Origin of the sequence: Streptomyces sp. TN58 (assembly GCF_001941845.1) — a bacterium.
In the GTDB taxonomy this organism is placed as follows: Bacteria; Actinomycetota; Actinomycetes; order Streptomycetales; family Streptomycetaceae; genus Streptomyces.
In genome coordinates, this window is the sequence record NZ_CP018870.1 from 1,478,293 (window position 1) to 1,496,847 (window position 18,555).

Below are 18,555 nucleotides of genomic sequence, written 5' to 3' on the forward strand. Positions count from 1 at the left end.
TGGGGCCGATTGCAGCGCTCAGTCACAACGTTGCTGCTCCCCATCGTGGTGTGCGCCCTCCAGAGTTGCGACGATTGCGCCCATGACCCACCCGTTCTCCGTCGACCGGATGCTCGGCACCCGGCCCTTTGCCGAGATCGGCCACCCCGCCCTTGCCGTGGCCGATGGCCGACGAGGTCTGCTTGCCGTGACGGGTACACACGGCTTCTCCCATCACCCGGCGGTCGGCGTCTACGACAGCGCCACCCTCTCCTGCCGCGCACTGGTCCGCTCCCGTGACGTGGTGCAGGCAATGGCCTTCCACCCCACGCTGCCGCTGCTCGCCGTCGGGACCGGTTCGTACGACGGCGGGTACTTCTTCACCGGTGACCTGCTCCTGCTCGACCTGGAGACGGGGACGTCCATCTCCGCCTTCGAGGATGGGCAGGGGCGCCAGGTCCTGGAGCTGGAGTGGCTCGACGAACAGCGGCTTCGCCTGCTCATGGCCCCGCCTGACGACTGGCAGGACGAGGAAGCGCATACCCCCCGGGCACACCGCAGTGGTCGTCCGGCGCGACTGGGCCTCGGTGCCGGCAAGGTCCATCCGCCCCGACGAACTGGTCGGCCCCCCGGGTACCCGCACCCCGTCCCGACGGCAGGGCGGCCGCGTACCGGCTGGTGAGTGAGCTGGGCCCGGACTGGGAGCCGCGCCTCACCGTGCATGCGGTCGAAGAGCTCTCGGACGGCCGGATCCTCGCCGCACTCGACGGAGTGCAGTTGGAGTGCTGGCTCCCGTCGGGAACGCGGGCATGGACCGTCCCGGACGAGGAAGGAGGCCGCGAGATCGCCGTGGCCCGGGACGAGAAATCGGCCTGGGTCTCACTCGCGCGCCCCGAGAGACACAACCGGCGCACACAGTCCGTGGTCCGGCTGTCCCTGGCGGACGGAGCGGAAGAGGACCGGGTCGCACCGACCGGCTGCGTATCGCTGTCGAGTGCCGCGGACGGCGCGCCGGTCCTCTCCCCCTCCGGGTACCGAATACGAGGAGTGCCCGTTGCCGCCAGGCACCCCCTTCACATCCGGCACGCGAGCCGCGCCTGGTTCCTGTCCTACGTACGGCAGGAAGGCACTCGGCGTTCACATCCCGGAACTCCGTGGATGGCCACGGCCGAGCTGAAGCCCGGACGGGGGTCCGACCGACCGGCCGAGCCGACGCGAACGGACGTGCTGCGCCAGTTCCCCTACTCCTGGGTCGCCGACGAAGAGCATCTCGGCGGGCCAGGTGTGGAGAGTGCGGACGGGAGCCTGATCCACGCCGGCACCGTCTTCAGGCAGAGTCGCCGGCCCGGTGACTCGTTCGTCGTACGCCGTGAAGCGTCCGACGGCTCCGGTGGAACACCGCGATGGGCCTTCCGCACCGACTGCCACGCCACCGCGCTGGACGCCGACACGACCACCGCCTTCGTCGCCTACGACGACGGCGAGATCGTCGCCCTCGACCTCGACGACGGCACCGTGCTCTGGCGCCACCGTCTCACCATCGGAAACGTGACCGCCATCCCCACCGCGCTCACCGTCTCCCGGCAGGGGCGTCTCGTCATCGGGACCCGCGATGGCCGAATCCTCCTGTGCTCCGTCACCACGTAGGGGCCGTCCCTACGCCGCGCAGACCCGATGCCGGTTCGTCCGGCCTGCGAGCGCCCGCCCCGTCGTTGGTCTGGAAGGTGACCACGTCGACTTCGTCGGTTGCCGCCAGGTCCGGGTAGTGCCCCTTGAGGCCTGCCCGGAGTTCGGTCGCGGTCGCCAGCCCCTCGGCTTGGGCGTCCTGGTCGGTGAGGTCGCTGACCAGGCAGTGCCTGATGTCGGTCACGTCTGCCGGCAGGACGACTTCCGGGTCGCTCGCGAACACCAGCCGTGCCGGCCCGAGCTGGGCCCGGTCCTGGAAGCGGGTGGTCTTGGTCTTTACGCCGGAGCGGACGGCTTCGAGGTAGCGGGGGTCGAACCGGATGATCGGGGGACCGGCCGTCTCGGGGTCCTGGTAAAGCGACGGGTCGAGACCGTTCATGCCGTCCGGGGTCCATCGCTGAGTCAGCGGCATCAGGTCGGCGGCGATGACGGACATGGGCCCCGCGGGTGTGGGCACGATGACGCGCATGGTGGGGTAGTAGTCCACGAAGACCTGGCGGTCACGCCCGCACGGGCCGACGACCCCCCGCCCGTGGTTCCCCACGGCGACGATGCAGCGCATCTGGCGGGCGCCCCCGGCTCGTGCGGCTCCCAGAGCAACGAGTTCCGCGCAGGGGCCGCCGGTGAAGTGATAGAGGTTCACGCCGGCGAACATCCGGTAGTCGGCGGCCATGACCGCGGCGCCCATCGTGTGGATCCCGTCCTCGTCGGGCCCGGCGTCGGTATGTGCGTCTATGGTGCGGCGGGCCAGCTCCACGAGCTCACGCTCGTCCTCATCGAGAGCTCGGGCAGACGGTGGTACGTACACGATTCAGCCTTCTCCTCTGTCAGCGATCGCCGAAGATCATTCCACGCCGCGCAGGTGGGCTTACGTCCCGCGCCCGGGTTCCCCGAACAACCCTTCCGCCTTGGCACAGATGCCCCAGACATGGCCGTTTGCCGGGTCCGTCAGCGTGTACCGCCCCTGTCGGCGAGGGCTTCTGTCCGCATGCACGGTGGGAATCATGCCCAGGCCAGGGGTGGTCCGTGAAGCCCTTTTCGTGGCCGGTCACCGGGGACGCCGCCGGGTCGGACGGAGGCTGAGCACTCGCGCCCGCGATCACCAGCTGATCCCCCTGAGGTCGAGGCGGCGCGCATCCGGCGGGGCGGCAGGAGGCCGTCCGGTGGCGTCGAAGCCTGTCACTAGGCTCCACGTCATGACCAGTGATCTCGGATTCGCCTGCTCGTACTGCGGCGCCCACCATCCTGAGCTGCCCATGAACTACACGGCTGGGGCTCCAGCCGTCTGGGATCCGGCCTTCGCCGACTCCGACGATTGCCTTCTCTCGTCGGACCAGTGCGTGATCCGTGCGCAGCACTACTTCGTCAAGGGTCTGATCGAAATACCGGTGATCGACAGCGACGAGGTGTTCTCCTGGGCGGTCTGGGTCTCCCTCAGCCGCGAGAACTTCTCCCGCGCGGCGGACCTGTGGGACACCCCCGGCCGGGAGACGGAGAAGCCCTACTTCGGCTGGCTCACCACCGACCTCCCGGTGTATTCGCCCACGACCCTGAACCTGAAGACCCACGTCCACACCCGTCCCGTCGGCGAGCGTCCCCTCGTCGAACTCGAACCCACCGACCACCCACTCGCCGCCGAACAGCGAACGGGCATCACCCGGGACCGCGTCCGGGAGATCGCCACGGCAGTGCGCCACCGGGACGGAAGGCACCCGTGATGGCGGAAGGGCGAGTGCCGCCGGCCCCTCAAGCACCGGCAGTCCTGAGCCGCCGGGCCCGGAACTTCGTCGCGGCACACGGGTTGCGCGTTCCCCGCCGGGACATCCGCCCCCATCGCAACCTATGGCTTGAACACGGCATCCCTGCCGCGGAGATCGACCGGGCCGTCGCCTTCCAGGAGCGCTGGGGTGGCATCGCGCTGCCCCCGGCACCCGCCTACGAGGGCGGCCCGCGCGTTCTGGAGGCCGAGGTTCCCGAGAGCCCGGCTGCGGACGGATGGCGGTTCCCGGCCGGCGACTGCCGTGTGTCCATGGCCTACGGGTTCATGATCGGGCCGCGGGGCGAGTTCGGGATTTACGCCGACCACTGGACACCGCTGCACGCGAGCACGGAGGGATGGGTGGAAGCGCTCGCCCTGGCCCACCACGCGGGCCACTGGGCCACGACCGTCACGAAGATCAAAGGCGACGCCGTCGAAGAGCTGGACCTGGACGGATTCGAGCCTGTAGCTGAAGTCCAGGGACTCACCGACACCTGGTGGCGGGGCAAGGACTCGCTCATCGCCGTCTACAGCGGCGAAGCCGTCGGCCTTGGCGCCCCTCAATGCCGAGAAGCCCATGTCTACGGCGGACTCGGCAAACACGGTCTTGAGGGCGTCTGAGCCGTCCACGTACGGTCTGCGCTTCGTCGTTCGAAGGACCCGTCATCAAGGCGGGGGCTGGAGGGAGAGGTGCCACTGGCCGGGGAAGCCTGTGAGGGTCATCGTGGACAGCGGCCGGACGTCCACGTTCCAGTAGGTCAGCGGGGGCACCTGCAGGGCGTAGACCAGGGCGGCGCGGACCACCGAGGGCTCGGCCACCGCCACGATCGCACCGCCGTCCTCGGCCGGCCTGGTGTCGAGCCACCCTCCGATCCGGGAGATGAAGGCGAGCAGCGACTCCCCTCCGTGCGGGGCGGCCAGCGGGTCGCTGAGCCACTGGTCGACCGCCGCGGGCTCCTGCGCCGCCACCTCCGCGAGGGTCAGCCCCCGCCAGCGGCCCATGTCGCACTCGCGCAGCGCGGGCTGGGCCAGGGGGGCGTACCCGAGGGCTTCGCCCGTGGCCCGGCTGCGCGGGGTGGGCGAGCAGTAGCGCAACTCGGCCGCCGCCAGGGGTACAAGGCCCTGGGCGGCGGACTCGACGGCCCGCCAGCCGGCACCGTCCAGCGGGCGGTCGTCGTCGAAGCGCTCGGCGAGCAGCGAGGAACTGCGGGCTGCGGCGACGAGCGAGACCCGAACATGCATCTGGTGATGGTGGGCCGCGCATCGGCGGCGGGTCAAGCGTCAAATGCCAGCGGCTCCTCCCCCGGGCCTGCCCCCCGGGGGCGTCCGGCGCGGTCAGCCCGACCGCGGATCAGGCTCGGGTGAGGGCCAAGGCCAGGCTCCGGTGAGGGCTCAGGCAGGGCTCGGGCGAGAGCCCAGACCGCGCTCGGGCGAGAGCCCAGACGGCGCACGGGTGGGGCTCAGGCCGTGTTCGAGCAAGGCCTCACCGGGCTCAAGCCGGCCGCGGGCCAGGCTCGGGTGAGGGCTGAGGCCAGGCTCCGGTGCGGGCCAAGGCCAGGCTCCGGTGAGGGCTCAGGCCGGCTGCGGGCCGGCGCTCGGGCCAGGGCTCAAGCACCGGGCTCAAGCCGGGCGCGGGCCAGGCTCGGGTGAGGGCTGAGGCCAGGCTCCGGTGCGGGCTCAGCCCGGCTTCGGGCCGGCACTCAGCCCGGCTTCGGGCCAGGGCTCAAGCCGGGCTCGCGCCGGCTTGGGCGGGCAGGACGCTGCCCAGCCGCTGTGCTGCCGCCACCAGTTCGGCCGGGCCGGAGACGCCGGCGAAGCTGAGGCGGACGTACGGAGCGGGCGGTTCGGCGCAGAAGTAGGGGCGGCCGGGAGCCACCGCGACGCCGGCGCGCAGGGCCGCGGCAGCGAAGTCCGCGTCGTCGCAGCCGCCGGCCATCCGGGCCCACAACTGGTATCCGCCCGAGGGCAGATGGGGCAGGGTCAGCCCGGGCAGCTCCCGTCGCAGCGCCCCCGCGAGCACGTCCCTCCGGTGGCGCAGTTCGGCGGCCACGGCCCGCAGGTGGCGCGGCCAGGCGGGCGCGCCCACCAGTTCCAGCGCGGCCTCCTGGAGCGGCCGGGGCACGAAGAAGCTGTCGACCACCTGGATGGCCCGCAGCCGGTCGACCACCGGGCCCCGGGCGGCCAGGGCGCCGACGCGCAGGCTGGGCGAAGTGGCCTTGGTCAGGGAGCGGACGTGGACGACCACCCCGTCGTGGTCCTCGGCGGCGAGCGTCGCGGGCAGCGGTCCGCAGTCGTCGTGGCCCAGGGCGCGGGCGTAGTCGTCCTCGACGACGAAGGCCCCGGCCGCCCGAGCGATGCGCAGCACCTCGGCGCGCCGCGCCGGCGCGAGGATCGCGCCGGTGGGGTTCTGGAACAGCGGCTGGCATACGAACACCCGCGCACCGGTCGCTTCGAAAGCGGCGGCCAGCAGCTCCGGCCGGACGCCCTCGGCGTCCACGGGGACGGGCACCGGGCGGCATCCCGAGGCGCGGGCGATCGCCAGCAGCCCGGGGTAGGTCGGGGACTCCACCAGGATCGGCGCGCCGGGCGGGGCGAGCGCCCGCAGGGCGGTGGTCAGCGCGCTCTGCCCGCCCGCGGTGACCAGTACGTCGGCGGCCCCGACGGCGCCGCCGATCTCGCGGGCGAACCAGTCGCGGAGCTCGGGCAGCCCTTCCATGGGCGGCCGGTCCCAGGCCCCGGGGCGCCTCCCCGCCCGGGCGAGCGCCGCGGCCATGGCCCGCTCGGGCTGGATGGAGGCGTGCAGGTAGCCGCTGTTGAGGCCGATCACCGACGGCGGGGGCGCGGCCAGGCAGGCCAGCACCCCGGAGGCGTCCACCGAGCGCGGAACGATCTCCCCGGGGGTCTCGGCGCTGAGGGCGACCTCCTGCCAGGAGGTGTCCCCGGTCGGGGGGAGCGGCGTACGGGGCGCGGCGCGGAAGACGCCCGCGCCGGGCCGGGTGACGACAAGGCCCTCGGCGGCGAGCTGCGCCAGGGCCCGGGAGACGGTGACGGGGCTGACCCGGTAGCGATCGACCAGGGCCCGACTCGACGGCAGCTTTCCACCTACCGAGTAGCGGTCGAGTTCGGACCTCAGGGAATCCGCCAGCTCCGCCACACTGCTACGCTCATACATGACAGCACACAATAGCGCTACTCTCCCGACCCCGATAGCGGTGAAGAATCCGCCGCGACCCCGGGGCGGTCGGCGCGGCACGGCTCTCGCCTCGCTCGGCGTCGTCGCCTTCTCGCTGACCTTCCCCGCCACCGCCTGGGGGCTGGAGAGCTTCGGCCCGTGGTCGCTGGTGGCCTTGCGGAGCGTCCTGGCGGCCGCGATCGCGGGCGCCTTCCTGCTGGCCCGCCGGGTCCGGCCGCCGGCCCGCGAGCACTGGGCCGGCCTCGCCGTCGTCGCCGGCGGGGTGGTCGTCGGCTTTCCGCTGCTGACGACCCTGGCGCTGCGGACGTCCACCACCTCGCACGCCGCCGTCGTCGTCGGCCTGCTGCCTCTGACCACGGCCGCGCTGTCCGCGCTGCGCACCGGCGCCCGCCCCCCGAGGGCCTTCTGGGCCGCGGCGGTGGCCGGGGCGGCGGTGGTGCTCGGTTTCACCCTCGCGCAGAGCGGCGGCTCCCTCTCCGCCGGTGACGGCTTCCTGTTCGCCGCCCTGCTGGTGTGCGCCGCCGGTTACACCGAGGGCGGGCGTCTGGCCCGTACGCTGCCGGGCTGGCAGGTGGTCGGCTGGGCCCTGGTGCTGTGCCTGCCCCTCACCGTGGCCGGCTCCGTGCTCGGGCTCCTGTACGAGCCGGTGCGCCTCACCGGCCACGGGCTGGCGGGACTGGTCTGGGCGGCGGCCGGGTCCACCTTCCTCGGCCTGTACGTCTGGTACCGGGGCATGGCGGAGATCGGAGCGCCCCGGGCCAGCCAGCTGCAGCTCGCCCAGCCGCTGCTGACCCTCGTCTGGTCCGTGGCGCTCCTCGGGGAACGGCTCGCCCCCGCCGCACCGGCCGCCGCCTGCGCGGTTCTCGTATGCATCGCGGTGACCCAACGGGTCAAACAGCCGCGAAACGACCTAAACTGCTAGCACCGGATCGGAGCGCCACCGAGGAGGTCAGACATGCGAGCTACCGAGGGCGACCAGCTGGTGCAGCACGGCAGGATCGTCGGACAACCCGACAAGGTGGGCGAGATCACCCAGGTGCTCGGTGAGAACGGGACGCCCCCGTACCGGGTCCGCTTCCAGGACGGACACGAAGCACTCATGGCTCCGGGACCCGACTGCGTGGTCCGCCACCCCGCGGAGACCCAGCACTGACTCACCGCGGCGGCACGGCCGAGCCGTAGTGGTCGGCGACCACACGTGCCATCGCCCCGTTGGGGTCCGCGGCCACCTGCTTCGCCGAGAAGTAGACATGGCCGCGGACCTCCGGGTACCCGCGGGCGAGGCGCACGTGCCTGGACAGCTCCGCCGGATCACGCCAGGCCGCGGTGGGGCTGTCGGACGCGCAGCGGTACAGCCCCTCCCCCACGTACAGGGCCACGCCGGTGCCCGCGACGGTCTTGGCCCACCAGGGGACGAGTTCCGCGTAGTCTGCCGTCGGGTGCCCGATGTGCCAGTAGGCCTGGGGCACGACGTAGTCGATCCAGCGCTGCCTGACCCACTTGCGGGTGTCCGCGTACAGGTCGTCGTACGCGGAGAGCCCGCGGGTCCGGGAACCGGCCGGGTCGCGGTCGGAGTTGCGCCAGATCCCGAAGGGGCTGACACCGAACCTGACGGCGGGCCGCAGGGCACGCAGCCGTCCGGACATCTCGCGCACCAGGGTGTCGGTGTTGTGGCGGCGCCAGGCCGCCCGTGACGAGAAGCCGCCGCCGTGCTCCTCGTAGGCCGCGTCGTCGTCGAAGTACTCGCCGGCCACCGGATAGGGGTAGAAGTAGTCGTCCCAGTGGACCGCGTCCAGCGGGTAGCGGGTGACGGCGTCGAGCATGGCGTCCTGCACGAACCGCCGCACCTCGGGCACCCCGGGGTTGTAGTAGAGCTTCCCGCCGTACTCGACGGTCCAGCCGTCCTGGCGCGCCGGATGGTCGGGCACCAGCCGTGCGAAGTCGGTGTGGTTGGCCACCCGGTACGGATTGAACCAGGCGTGCAGCTCCAGCCCTCGGGCGTGCGCCTCCGCGACGGCCGTGCCCAGGGGATCCCAGCCAGGATCGACGCCCTGCTCCCCCGTGAGCCACTGCGACCAGGGTTCGTACGGGGAGGGCCACAGCGCGTCGGCCGCGGGCCGGACCTGGAGGATCACGGCGTTGAGGCGGCGGCGCACGGCGGTGTCGAGGAGGGCGAGCAGCTGCCCCCGCTGCGTCGCCGCGGACAGCCCGCTGCGCGAGGGCCAGTCCACGTTGGAGACGGTGGCGATCCACATCCCGCGGAACTCGGGGGTCACGGCGCCGCCGCCGTAGGGTGGTCCCGAGCTCCGCGGCGCGGCGAGGGCCGGTCCCCCCGTCGCGGCGGTGATCACCGCCGCCGCTCCTGCCAGCAGTGCCCGTCGGCCGATGTGCGCCATGTGACGACTCCGTTTCGCTGAGTGACGATGCGAGGCTGTCCGCTCAGCATGCCCGCCCCGGCCCGCCGCGCCGCGCAAGGGCGGGAGTAACGTCGGGGGGCGTGGCGGGCGCCGGAATCGTACGGGGGACCCGCCGACGGATGAGCTGCGAAAGGCACGAAGTGACTGACCTCCCTTCCGACATCACACGGGTCGGCGTAGTGGGCTGTGGCCAGATGGGCGCTGGTATCGCCGAGGTGTGCGCCCGAAGCGGCCTTGAGGTCAAGGTCGCCGAGACCACCGGCGAAGCCCTGGAGATCGGCCGTACCCGGCTGCACAACTCCCTGACCAAGGCCGCCGAACGCGGCAAGATCACCGAGGAGGAGCGGGACGCCACCCTGGCCCGCCTCACCTTCACCACCGACCTCGGCGAGTTCGCCGACCGCGACCTCGTCATCGAGGCCGTCGTCGAGAACGAGCAGGTCAAGACCGAGATCTTCCAGGTCCTCGACCAGGTGATCACCCGCCCGGACGCGATCCTGGCCTCCAACACCTCCTCGATCCCGCTGGTCAAGCTGGCCGTCGCGACCTCGCGGCCCGACCAGGTCATCGGCATCCACTTCTTCAACCCGGCCCCCGTGCAGAAGCTCGTCGAGCTGATCCCGGCGCTGACCACCGGCGAGGAGACCATCAAGCGGGCAGAGGTCCTGGTGCGGGACGTGCTCGGCAAGCACGCGGTCCGCGCCCAGGACCGTTCCGGCTTCGTCGTCAACGCGCTCCTCGTCCCCTACCTGCTCTCCGCGATCCGCATGTTCGAGTCCGGCATCGCGAGCCGCGAGGACATCGACAACGGCATGGAGCTCGGCTGCGCCCACCCCATGGGTCCGCTGAAGCTGTCCGACCTCATCGGCCTGGACACCATCGCCTCGATCGCCGACTCGATGTACGCCGAGTACAAGGAGCCGCTGTACGCCGCTCCCCCGCTGCTCCAGCGCATGGTCGACGCCGGCCGCCTGGGCCGCAAGACGGGCGCGGGCTTCTACCCGTACGGCTGACCGCCCGGGCGGACCCCGCCTACCGGCCGAGCCGCAGGTGGTGCAGCAGGAGCAGCCCGGCCGCCATGTTGGCGGCCGGGATCTCCCCGTCCGCGATCATGTCCGGCACCAGCTTGAGGGGGACCCACTCCCGGCGCGAGGACTCGAAGTCGTCCTCGGGGTGGCCGGTGTAGGTGGCCCCGTCCGCCCAGTACAGGTGGTGGCGGGCGTCGGTCAGCCCGTTGGACGGCTCGACGGTCATCAGGTGGTGGAGCGGGCCGGGCCGCCAGCCCGACTCCTCCTCCATCTCGCGGGCCGCCGCGGCCGCGATGTCCTCGCCGTCCTCGACCACCCCGGCGGGCAGTTCCCAGCCCCAGCTGTCGGTGATGAAGCGGTGCCGCCAGAGCAGCAGCACCTCGTTGGCCTCGTTGACGGCCGTGGCCACGGCCACCGGGCGCAGCCGGATCACGAAGTGGTCCAGGTGCCGGCCGTCGGGAAGTTCCACATCGGCGAGATTCACGTCGAACCAGCGGTTCTTGTACACAGTCTGCTCACTCAGGTTCGTCCACTGCACGGCTGTGCCACCTTCCGTTCGAGTAGGTGGCAAACATCGCAGCAGCTGCCCTGTCACAGGGGAACGCGCAGTGCCCCGTCGATCAGCCGCACGGTCTCCTGCGCGTCCGAACAACCGCTGGTCAGCAGCTGTTCACGGACCGCCCGAAGCCGGTCGCGCAACCGCAGCGACTCCATCCCCCGGGCCCGCTCGGCCATCTCCGCCGCTCCAGCGGCCGCCCGGTCCGCCTCTCCCTGGCGGAGCTGGATCTCGCAGAGCATCGCCAGCCGGTGCACCCGCCCCCGGTCGTGCGCGGGCGTGCCGACGGCGGCTGCGGCCTGCACCCGCGCCGCCTCCAGATCCCCCAGACTGAGCAGGGCCTCGGCGACCTGCACGTTGACGAGGCCCGGCTGTACGTAGCCGGTCTCGTCCGGCTCACTGCCCGGGCGGATCCGCGCGGCGGCCTTCTCCGCGCCCCGGATGCACGCCAGCGCGGCCTGCGCGTCACCGAGTTGGGCGTACGCCTTGGCCTGCATGGCGTGCAGGTCGGCGGCGAGCGCCGGGGTGGTGTGCCGGCCGGCCGCGCGCAGCGCCGCCTCGGCGAAGGCGACGGCCTGGCGGTACTCCCGCAGGTGCAGGCACTGGTTGACGATCAGGGCGATCACGTACGCCCCGAGCCCCCGGTCCCCGCTCGCCTTGGCCAGCCGCAGCGCCTGGTGGAAGTAGCGCTGGGCCAGTCCGTGCGCGTCCGAGTCGTACGCGCAGATCCCCGCCACCGCCACCAGGGAGCCGGAGGCCCGGTGCAGCCGGCGGCCGAGGTTGTCGGGGTAACTCCCGCGCAGCATCGGCGCGGTCTCGTTCCCGAGGAAGCGGACGATCCGGTCGCGGGTGGCCATGCCGCCGGCCCGGCGGTACATCAGCTCGTAGTGGGCGCGGGCGGCCTTGAGGATCTCGACGTGCTCGGGGCCGATCCGGTTCGGGCCGTCACGCGAGACGTCGGCGTCCTCGGGCGGGTTCTCCCATTCCCACACCGGGATGACGGCCGGGGTGCCCGTCACCGCCTCGGCGGTGAGGAGTTGGGGCCGGGCCTGCCCGTCGGAGCGCCACAGGGCCGCGGCCCGGTCCACGAACCCGCTCAGCGGGGAGGCGTGCAGGGAGACCGGCTGGTCCGGCACCCCGAGGCCGATGTCGTCCAGCCCCACGGGCCGCCGCAGCCGGCCCCCGAGCACCTCGCAGATCAGGTCGGGGACCTGGCCGCGCGGGCGCTGCCCCTTCAACCACCGGTTCACGGCGGTGTGTTCGTAGCGCAGGGCCAGTCCGCGGGTGCGCCCCGCCTGGTTCACGTGGGCGGCGAGCCCGGCGTGGGACATGCCCGCCTCCGCGAGGAGGGCATCGAGCAGGACATTGGGCTGCATGGGCCGCTCCCGGAGCTCGTCGGTATCAGGCTAGAGGCTGCGCGGTTCACGCGGGGTGCACTGCGTTCAATTCACACGGGGTGTGAAGCAAGTACGCGCATAAATGCGATCCGCACTCTGCCGCACGGGCCCCCGGACGCGCTTCACTGAAGACCCTCGCCAAGAGGAGCCCGGGTCGTCGGCTCCCCCTCGAACAGTGCGACGACCCGTACCGCGCCGCCCGTCCTGCTGTCTGCCCGACACTCCATGGCAGGCGGGCGGCGCCTTCCGGTTCCGTCGGCGCCCGGTTGGTCGCCGGGCCCCGGCAGCGGACCGGACCGGACGCGCGCCGGGCCCATCCACCGGGCCCGGCGTGCGTGGGCGCACGCGCCCGCCACTCCCCCCCTCCGGCCGCACCGATTGTGTCGACCGGCCGGCAGCCCCCGACACGGGCCCGATGGTTCCCACCCGAACGAGTGAGGGGGGTGTCCGGTACCGGACACCCCCCTCACCAGGCCTCGTACGGGCCCGAAGGCCCCTCGGCTACGCGCCCCGGAGCACCGCCCCGGTCCGCTCGCCGGCGAGCGCCACCGCCGCGTCGCGCGCGGCCGTGGACTCCTCGGCGGTCAGCGTCCGGTCGCTCGCGCGGAAGCGCAGCGCGTACGCCAGGGACTTCTTGCCGGCGCCGACCTGATCACCGGTGAACACGTCGAACAGGCGCAGCGACTCCAGGAGTTCACCCGCTCCCTTGCGCAGGGCCGCCTCCACCGACGCGGCCGGAACGGACGCGTCGACGATCAGCGCGACGTCCTGGGTCGCCACCGGGAAGGAGGAGATCCGGGGCGCCTGGACGGCCTCTCCGCCGGCCGCCGCGAGGCGGTCCAGGTCGAGCTCCATCGCGCTGGTGCGGGCCGGCAGGCCCATCGCCTTGACCACCCGCGGGTGCAGTTCGCCGGCGTGGCCGATGACCTGCTCCACACCACCGACGGTGACGACCAGCTCGGCGCAGCGGCCCGGGTGCCAGGGGCCGTACTGGCCCTGGCGGACGACCAGTTCCGCGCCGGCCTCGACGGCCAGCGCGCGGGCGGCCTGGATCGCGTCGGCCCAGTCGGCCGGGCGGCCCTTGCCCCACCAGCCGGCCTGCTCGCGGGCACCGGCCAGCACGACCGCGGCGTACCGCGGCTGCGCGGGCAGCGCCGCGTCCAGGGTGGCGACCTCCTCGTCGGTGGGACGCCGGTCGACGGGCAGCCGTACGGCGACACCCGGCCGGTCGGCGGCCCGGAAGACCGAACCGGTCTCGAAGAGGGCGAGGTCGTGGCTGCCCCGGCTGTCGTTGCGGCGCAGCGCGCCGAGCAGACCCGGCAGCAGCGTGGTGCGCAGCGCCGGCTCCTCGTCGGAGAGCGGGTTGACCAGCTTGACCACCTGGCGGGCGGCGTCGTGCGCCGGCAGCTGGAGCTGGTCGAAGACGCCCTCGCCGAGGAACGGGTAGCTGAGCGCCTCGACGTAGCCGGCGCCGGCCAGCGCGCGGCCCACCCGGCGGTGCAGCTGCTGCCGGGCGGTCAGGCCGCGGCCGGACGGCACCTGCGGGAGGGTCGACGGCAGGTTGCCGTAGCCCTCCAGCCGGATGACTTCTTCGGCGAGGTCGTTGGGCGCGGCGAGGTCGGGCCGCCACGAGGGCAGCGTGACGACGAGCTCGTCCTGGCCGTAGACGTCGCAGCCGATCTCCTGGAGGCGGCGCACGACGGTCTCACGGCCGTACTCCATGCCCGCGACCCGGTCCGGGTGGTCGGCGGCCATCGCGATGGTGCGCGGCGCGCCCGGGGCGACGACCTCGGTGACGCCGGCCTCGGCGGTGCCGCCCGCGAGGAGCACGAGCAGGTCGACGGTCCGCTGTGCGGCCGCGGCGGCGGCCAGCGGGTCGACGCCCCGCTCGAAGCGCTTGGAGGCCTCGGAGGAGAGCTTCATACGGCGGGCGGTGCGCGAGATCGACACGGAGTCGAAGTGCGCGGCCTCGATGACCACGTCGGTGGTCCCGGTGACGGCGCCGGTCTCCGGGTCGGTGACGGAGTCGGCGATCTCGGTGTTGGCGCCGCCCATGACGCCGGCGAGCCCGATCGGCCCGCTGTTGTCGGTGATCACCAGGTCCTCGGCGTCGAGCGTGCGCTTGACCCCGTCGAGGGTGGTGAACTTCTCACCCTGCTCGGCACGGCGGACGCCGATGGTGCCGTCGATCCGCGAGCGGTCGTAGGCGTGCAGCGGCTGGCCGAGTTCGAGCATCACGTAGTTGGTGATGTCGACGGCGAGCGAGATCGGGCGCATGCCGGCCTTCTGGAGGCGGCGCTGGAGCCAGATCGGGGAGCGGGCCTCCGGGTCGAGACCGGTCACGGTGCGGGCGGTGAAGCGGTCGCAGCCCGCCGGGTCGTCGATCTTGACCGGGTAGCCGTACGAGTTCGGCCCCGGCACGTCGAGCAGCGCGGGGTCGCGCAGCGGCAGGCCGTAGGCGGTGGCCACCTCGCGGGCGATGCCGCGCAGGGACATGCAGTAGCCGCGGTCCGGGGTGACGTCGATGTGCAGCACCTCGTCGACGAGCTGGAGCAGCTCGATCGCGTCGGTGCCGGCCTCGTGCTCCGGCGGCAGCACGATGATGCCGTGCGTGCCGTCGTCGCCCATGCCGAGCTCCTCGCCGGAGCAGATCATGCCGTGCGAGGTCTTGCCGTACGTCTTGCGTGCGGCGATCGCGAAGTCGCCGGGCAGGACGGCGCCCGGCAGGACCACGACGACCTTGTCGCCGACGGCGAAGTTCCGGGCGCCGCAGACGATCTCCTGCGGCTCGCCGGTGCCGTTGGCGGCGCCGACGTCGACCGTGCAGAACCGGATCGGCTTGCGGAAGCCCTCCAGCTCCTCGATGGTCAGCACCTGGCCGACGACGAGGGGGCCCTTGAGCCCGGCGCCGAGCTGCTCGACCGTCTCGACCTCCAGGCCGGCGTCGACGAGCTTGGCCGCGACGTCGCGACCGGTCTCACCCGCGGGGAGGTCGACGTACTCCCGCAGCCACGAAAGCGGGACCCGCATCAGATCTCCATCCCGAAAGGCCGGGTGAAACGAACGTCACCCTCGACCATGTCTCGCATGTCTTCAACGTTGTGACGGAACATCAGCATCCGCTCGATGCCGAAGCCGAAGGCGAACCCGCTGTACTTCTCCGGGTCCACACCGCAGGCGGTGAGCACCTTCGGGTTGACCATGCCGCAGCCGCCCAGCTCGATCCAGCCCTCGCTGGAGCAGGTACGGCACGGGCGGTCGGGGTTGCCCACCGACTCGCCGCGGCACACGTAGCACTGCATGTCCATCTCGGCGGACGGCTCGGTGAACGGGAAGAAGTGCGGGCGCAGCCGGGTGGTGGTCTCCTCGCCGAACAGCTCCTTGACCATGTGGTCGATGGTGCCGCGCAGGTCCGCCATGGTAAGGCCCTCGTCCACGGCGAGCAGCTCGACCTGGTGGAAGACCGGGGTGTGCGTCGCGTCGAGCTCGTCGGTGCGGTACACCCGGCCCGGGCAGACGATGTAGACGGGGGGCTTGCGCTCCAGCAGCGAGCGCGCCTGCACCGGGGAGGTGTGGGTGCGCAGCACGACGCCGGACTCGTCGCCCTCGGTGCCCTCGGGCCCCTGGACGAAGAAGGTGTCCTGCATCTGGCGCGCCGGGTGGTCGGGCGTGAAGTTGAGGGCGTCGAAGTTGAACCACTCCGCCTCGACCTCGGGCCCTTCCGCGACCTCGTACCCCATGGCGACGAAGATGTCCGCGACGCGGTCCATCAGCGTGGTCAGGGGGTGCCGGGCGCCGGCGGGGACGCGGTCGTACGGCAGCGTGACGTCCACCGCCTCCTCGACCAGCACCCGCTCGTCGCGCTCGGCTTCGAGCTCGACGGTGCGGGCCCCGAAGGCCTTGTTCACGGCGCCGCGGGCCTGGCCCACGCGCTTGCCCGCGTCGGCCTTGGCCTGCGGGGGCAGGGCGCCGATCTCGCGGTTGGCGAGCGCCAGGGGCGAGCGGTCGCCCATGTGCGCGGTCTTCGCCTCGCGCAGCGCGTCGAGGTCGCCGGCGGCCGCGAAGGCGGCGAGCGCCTCGTCCCGCATGCGCTCGATCTCTTCCGGTTTCAGTGCCTCGACCTCGACAGGGTCGTACGACTTGTTCGGTGCCGACATCTCTTCCCGTACTTCCGATGGCTGGCTGGTGGGTCCCCGTACGACACGATCAGACCGATCGAAGCAGAGACACAAAGGTGCCAAAGGACGATTCTAAGGGCCGCCGGGGGTGAGGGAGCCCGTGGGCCGCCCGGTGAGACGCTCCGCAGGGCTACTGCGAGAGGTAGGCCGGGGCGCCCACGGGCAGGATAAATCGGAACTCGGCCCCGCCGCCGGGGCCGCGGCCGACCGTGATGGTGCCGCCGTGCGCCTCCACGATGCCCTTGACGATGTAGAGGCCCAGGCCGGTGCCGCCGCGCTTGCTTCCCCGCCAGAAGCGGGTGAAGACGCGGGCCATCGACTCCTCGGGGATCCCGGGGCCTTCGTCGGACACGGTGACGGCGGTTCCCTTCTCATGCGGCGACACCCCGATGGTGACCGTTCCCTCGCCGTGGCGCACCGCATTTTCGAGGAGGTTGCCGAGGATCTGGTCGATCTTGTCGGGATCGGCCCAGAGGTCGGGGAGCGGGCGGCTGATGCTGACGAGGAACCGCTCGGGGGCCTGGCCGTTCGCGGTGAGCGCCTGGACGTGCCGGCCCACCGCGGTGGCGATGTCGACCGGCTGGCGGCGGACCTCCAGGCGGCCGGAGTCGATGCGCGAGATGTCGAGGAGCTCGGCGATCAGGCGGGTGACGCGGTTGGCGTCGGCGTCGACGGTCTCCAGCATCAGCCGCTTCTGGTCGTCGGTGAACCGCTCCCACTTGGCCAGGAGGGTCGCCGTGAAGCCCTTGACTGAGGTCAGCGGGGAGCGCAGCTCGTGGGCGACCGTGGCGATCAGCTCGGCGTGGCTGCGTTCGGTGCGGCGGCGCGCCTCGGTGCCGCGCAGGGTGACGACGAGGCGCCGCACGGGACCGGTGGGGTGGGTGCGGATGTAGCTGGCGGAGACCAGCACCTCGCGGCCGCCCGGGAGCAGCAGGTTCCGCTCGGGCTGGCCGCGGCGGGTGGCGAGGCCCCCGTACGGGTCGGTCAGCGCCCACCAGCGGCGCCCTTCGAGGTCCTCCAGCGGGAGGGCGCGCTCGATGGGGGCGCCGAGTGCCTGCTCGGGCGCGAGTGCGGTGATCCGCGCGGCGGCCGCGTTGAAGCAGACCACCCGGCCCGTGTGGTCGGCGACGACGAGCCCGTCGGGCAGGTGGTCGGGGTCGACGGCGAAGCCGGGGCCGAAGCCCGCGCCGGGGGCCTCGGCGGCCGCCCGGGCGGCCGGGACCGGGCGGGGGGCGGCGGGGCCGGCGCCGCGCGCCCGGGCCGAGGACCCGGCCTGCGGTGGTACGCCGCACAGCCCGTCGGCGGCCGCGGCCGGGGGTGCGGGGGCGTCGCGGAACCGCTCCTCGGCCGCTGCCGCGGCCCCGGGTGCGCCGTTCGCACCGACGGTCGTGTCCGTCATGTCCCCGTACCCCACATCTCCGAGTAGCGCCGTGGGCCCCCGGGCCGCCACAGTACTAGCTGGGGGTCACGGAGCGGCACCCTCCGGGCGCCCGCTGTGCTCGGGCGGACGCGTAGAGACACACGGCGGCGGCCGTCGCCAGGTTCAGGCTCTCCGCCTTCCCGTGGATGGGGACCCGTACGACGGCGTCCGCGAGCGCCCGTGTCTCCTCCGGCAGACCCCAGGCCTCGTTGCCGAAGACCCAGGCGGAGGGCCCGCCCATGGTGCCCGCGTCCAGTTCGGCGTCGAGGTCGTCCTCACCGGCGCCGTCGGCCGCGAGGATCCGTACGCCGGCCGCGCGCAGGCCCTCGACGGCCTGCTCCACCGGAACACCGACGGCGACCGGGAGGTGGAAGAGGGAACCCACGGAGGCCCGTACCGACTTGGGGTTGTAGAGGTCCACGGAGGCGTCGGTGAGCACGACCGCGTCGGCGCCGGCGGCGTCCGCGCAGCGCAGCACCGTACCGGCGTTGCCGGGGTCGCGGACGTGCGCGAGGACGGCGACGAGCCGGGGTGCGGCCTTGAGGATCTCCTCGAACGGCGAGTCGAGGAAGTGGCAGACCCCGACGAGGCCCTGCGGGGTTACGGTCTGGGAGACCTCGGCGAGCACCTCGTCGGAGGCCTGGTGCACGCGGGCGCCCGCGGCCTGGGCCGCGCCGATGATGTCGGAGTAGCGCTCGGCGGCCTCGACGGTGGCGAACAGCTCGATCAGGGTCGGCTCGCCCGTGGGTCCGCGGTGCTCGACGGCCTCGCGGACCGCCTGGGGGCCCTCGGCGATGAACCGGCGCTCCTTGGTGCGGAAGTTGCGCCGCGCCAGTCGCCTGGCGGCGGCCACCCGCGGGGATCGGGGGGAGATCAGCTCGGCGGGGTGACCCAGGTCAGCCATGGTCTGCGGGGTTCTCTCTCGGGGTGCGGGCGCCCGGG

General features: G+C 72.9%; 17 protein-coding genes. 7 read left to right on the top strand and 10 right to left on the bottom strand.

Annotated elements, in window-relative coordinates; all coding sequences use genetic code 11:
- Nucleotides 1–82: 82 nt before the first annotated feature.
- Nucleotides 83–661: a hypothetical protein gene (locus tag BSL84_RS34635; RefSeq protein ID WP_079273139.1), complete on the top strand. Its 579-nt coding sequence runs from the start codon at nt 83–85 to the stop codon at nt 659–661.
- Nucleotides 658–1,626, top strand: coding sequence for a PQQ-binding-like beta-propeller repeat protein (locus BSL84_RS34640; RefSeq protein ID WP_079273140.1), 969 nt, complete (start codon nt 658–660; stop codon nt 1,624–1,626). The genes BSL84_RS34635 and BSL84_RS34640 overlap by 4 nt, the downstream gene beginning before the upstream one ends.
- Here the strand turns inward: BSL84_RS34640 and BSL84_RS34645 are convergent.
- The gene (locus BSL84_RS34645; RefSeq protein ID WP_199838709.1) at nt 1,616–2,473 is read right to left on the bottom strand and encodes an ASCH domain-containing protein; all 858 of its coding nucleotides are present in this window, start codon (nt 2,471–2,473) and stop codon (nt 1,616–1,618) included. The two genes, BSL84_RS34640 and BSL84_RS34645, sit on opposite strands and share 11 nt — an antisense overlap.
- A 448-nt stretch (nt 2,474–2,921) precedes the next feature.
- Between BSL84_RS34645 and BSL84_RS06765 the strand changes: the two genes are divergently transcribed.
- Both BSL84_RS06765 and BSL84_RS06770 read left to right on the top strand, forming a co-directional pair.
- Nucleotides 2,922–3,383 carry a DUF2199 domain-containing protein gene (locus tag BSL84_RS06765; RefSeq protein ID WP_045323918.1) on the top strand — a complete coding sequence of 154 codons (462 nt, stop codon included), beginning with the start codon at nt 2,922–2,924 and terminating at the stop codon, nt 3,381–3,383.
- Complete coding sequence (locus BSL84_RS06770) at nt 3,383–4,045, top strand: hypothetical protein (RefSeq protein WP_075971997.1); 663 nt, start codon at nt 3,383–3,385, stop codon at nt 4,043–4,045. Before BSL84_RS06765 ends, BSL84_RS06770 begins: the two co-directional genes overlap by 1 nt.
- Nucleotides 4,046–4,090: 45 nt before the next feature.
- Here the strand turns inward: BSL84_RS06770 and BSL84_RS06775 are convergent, their stop codons facing one another.
- Complete coding sequence (locus tag BSL84_RS06775) at nt 4,091–4,666, bottom strand: histidine phosphatase family protein (RefSeq protein ID WP_030027353.1); 576 nt, start codon at nt 4,664–4,666, stop codon at nt 4,091–4,093.
- A 481-nt stretch (nt 4,667–5,147) separates the two neighbouring features.
- The gene (locus BSL84_RS06780) at nt 5,148–6,596 is read right to left on the bottom strand and encodes a PLP-dependent aminotransferase family protein (RefSeq protein ID WP_075970007.1); all 1,449 of its coding nucleotides are present in this window, start codon (nt 6,594–6,596) and stop codon (nt 5,148–5,150) included.
- Between BSL84_RS06780 and BSL84_RS06785 the strand changes: the two genes are divergently transcribed.
- Together BSL84_RS06785 and BSL84_RS06790 are read left to right on the top strand one after the other, a co-directional pair.
- Nucleotides 6,595–7,539 (top strand): DMT family transporter, encoded by a 945-nt coding sequence (locus BSL84_RS06785; RefSeq protein ID WP_075970008.1) that lies wholly within the window; start codon nt 6,595–6,597, stop codon nt 7,537–7,539. The genes BSL84_RS06780 and BSL84_RS06785 overlap by 2 nt on opposite strands.
- Before the next feature lie 33 nt (nt 7,540–7,572).
- The gene (locus BSL84_RS06790) at nt 7,573–7,770 is read left to right on the top strand and encodes a DUF1918 domain-containing protein (protein ID WP_030029327.1); all 198 of its coding nucleotides are present in this window, start codon (nt 7,573–7,575) and stop codon (nt 7,768–7,770) included.
- A 1-nt stretch (nt 7,771) separates the two neighbouring features.
- Here BSL84_RS06790 and BSL84_RS06795 read toward each other — a convergent pair whose 3' ends face one another.
- Entirely contained in the window at nt 7,772–9,013 is a 1,242-nt protein-coding gene (locus BSL84_RS06795) for a glycoside hydrolase family 10 protein (protein WP_075970009.1), read from the bottom strand.
- A 140-nt stretch (nt 9,014–9,153) separates the two neighbouring features.
- On the opposite strand from BSL84_RS06795, the gene BSL84_RS06800 reads away from it, so the two are divergent.
- Nucleotides 9,154–10,047, top strand: a complete 894-nt coding sequence (locus BSL84_RS06800; protein ID WP_051873225.1) for a 3-hydroxybutyryl-CoA dehydrogenase — start codon at nt 9,154–9,156, stop codon at nt 10,045–10,047.
- A gap of 19 nt (nt 10,048–10,066) precedes the next feature.
- Here the strand turns inward: BSL84_RS06800 and BSL84_RS06805 are convergent, their stop codons facing one another.
- From BSL84_RS06805 to BSL84_RS06830, 6 genes are all read right to left on the bottom strand, one after another.
- The gene (locus tag BSL84_RS06805; protein ID WP_030029331.1) at nt 10,067–10,600 is read right to left on the bottom strand and encodes an NUDIX hydrolase; all 534 of its coding nucleotides are present in this window, start codon (nt 10,598–10,600) and stop codon (nt 10,067–10,069) included.
- 53 nt (nt 10,601–10,653) lie between these two features.
- Nucleotides 10,654–11,994, bottom strand: a complete 1,341-nt coding sequence (locus BSL84_RS06810) for a transcriptional regulator (protein ID WP_075970010.1) — start codon at nt 11,992–11,994, stop codon at nt 10,654–10,656.
- A 522-nt stretch (nt 11,995–12,516) separates the two neighbouring features.
- A complete protein-coding gene (gene pheT / locus BSL84_RS06815) occupies nt 12,517–15,045 on the bottom strand; it encodes a phenylalanine--tRNA ligase subunit beta (protein WP_075970011.1) in 2,529 nt (842 codons plus the stop codon).
- A complete protein-coding gene (gene pheS, locus BSL84_RS06820) occupies nt 15,045–16,172 on the bottom strand; it encodes a phenylalanine--tRNA ligase subunit alpha (RefSeq protein ID WP_030030756.1) in 1,128 nt (375 codons plus the stop codon). The genes pheT and pheS overlap by 1 nt, the downstream gene beginning before the upstream one ends.
- Before the next feature lie 151 nt (nt 16,173–16,323).
- Complete coding sequence (locus BSL84_RS06825; RefSeq protein ID WP_234308578.1) at nt 16,324–17,592, bottom strand: sensor histidine kinase; 1,269 nt, start codon at nt 17,590–17,592, stop codon at nt 16,324–16,326.
- A gap of 55 nt (nt 17,593–17,647) precedes the next feature.
- Complete coding sequence (locus BSL84_RS06830; RefSeq protein ID WP_030037392.1) at nt 17,648–18,508, bottom strand: TrmH family RNA methyltransferase; 861 nt, start codon at nt 18,506–18,508, stop codon at nt 17,648–17,650.
- Between the last annotated feature and the right edge of the window lie 47 nt (nt 18,509–18,555).

Excerpts from the sequence above, each read along its gene's own strand:
- BSL84_RS34635 (WP_079273139.1), top strand. The coding sequence starts at position 83 with ATGACCCACCCGTTCTCCGTCGACCGGATGCTCGGCACCCGGCCCTTT.
- BSL84_RS06765 (WP_045323918.1), top strand. The coding sequence starts at position 2,922 with ATGAACTACACGGCTGGGGCTCCAGCCGTCTGGGATCCGGCCTTCGCC.
- BSL84_RS06770 (WP_075971997.1), top strand. The coding sequence starts at position 3,383 with ATGGCGGAAGGGCGAGTGCCGCCGGCCCCTCAAGCACCGGCAGTCCTG.
- BSL84_RS06775 (WP_030027353.1), bottom strand. The coding sequence starts at position 4,666 with ATGCATGTTCGGGTCTCGCTCGTCGCCGCAGCCCGCAGTTCCTCGCTG.
- BSL84_RS06785 (WP_075970008.1), top strand. The coding sequence starts at position 6,595 with ATGACAGCACACAATAGCGCTACTCTCCCGACCCCGATAGCGGTGAAG.
- BSL84_RS06780 (WP_075970007.1), bottom strand. The coding sequence starts at position 6,596 with ATGTATGAGCGTAGCAGTGTGGCGGAGCTGGCGGATTCCCTGAGGTCC.
- BSL84_RS06790 (WP_030029327.1), top strand. The coding sequence starts at position 7,573 with ATGCGAGCTACCGAGGGCGACCAGCTGGTGCAGCACGGCAGGATCGTC.
- BSL84_RS06795 (WP_075970009.1), bottom strand. The coding sequence starts at position 9,013 with ATGGCGCACATCGGCCGACGGGCACTGCTGGCAGGAGCGGCGGCGGTG.
- BSL84_RS06800 (WP_051873225.1), top strand. The coding sequence starts at position 9,154 with ATGAGCTGCGAAAGGCACGAAGTGACTGACCTCCCTTCCGACATCACA.
- BSL84_RS06810 (WP_075970010.1), bottom strand. The coding sequence starts at position 11,994 with ATGCAGCCCAATGTCCTGCTCGATGCCCTCCTCGCGGAGGCGGGCATG.
- pheT (WP_075970011.1), bottom strand. The coding sequence starts at position 15,045 with ATGCGGGTCCCGCTTTCGTGGCTGCGGGAGTACGTCGACCTCCCCGCG.
- pheS (WP_030030756.1), bottom strand. The coding sequence starts at position 16,172 with ATGTCGGCACCGAACAAGTCGTACGACCCTGTCGAGGTCGAGGCACTG.
- BSL84_RS06825 (WP_234308578.1), bottom strand. The coding sequence starts at position 17,592 with ATGACGGACACGACCGTCGGTGCGAACGGCGCACCCGGGGCCGCGGCA.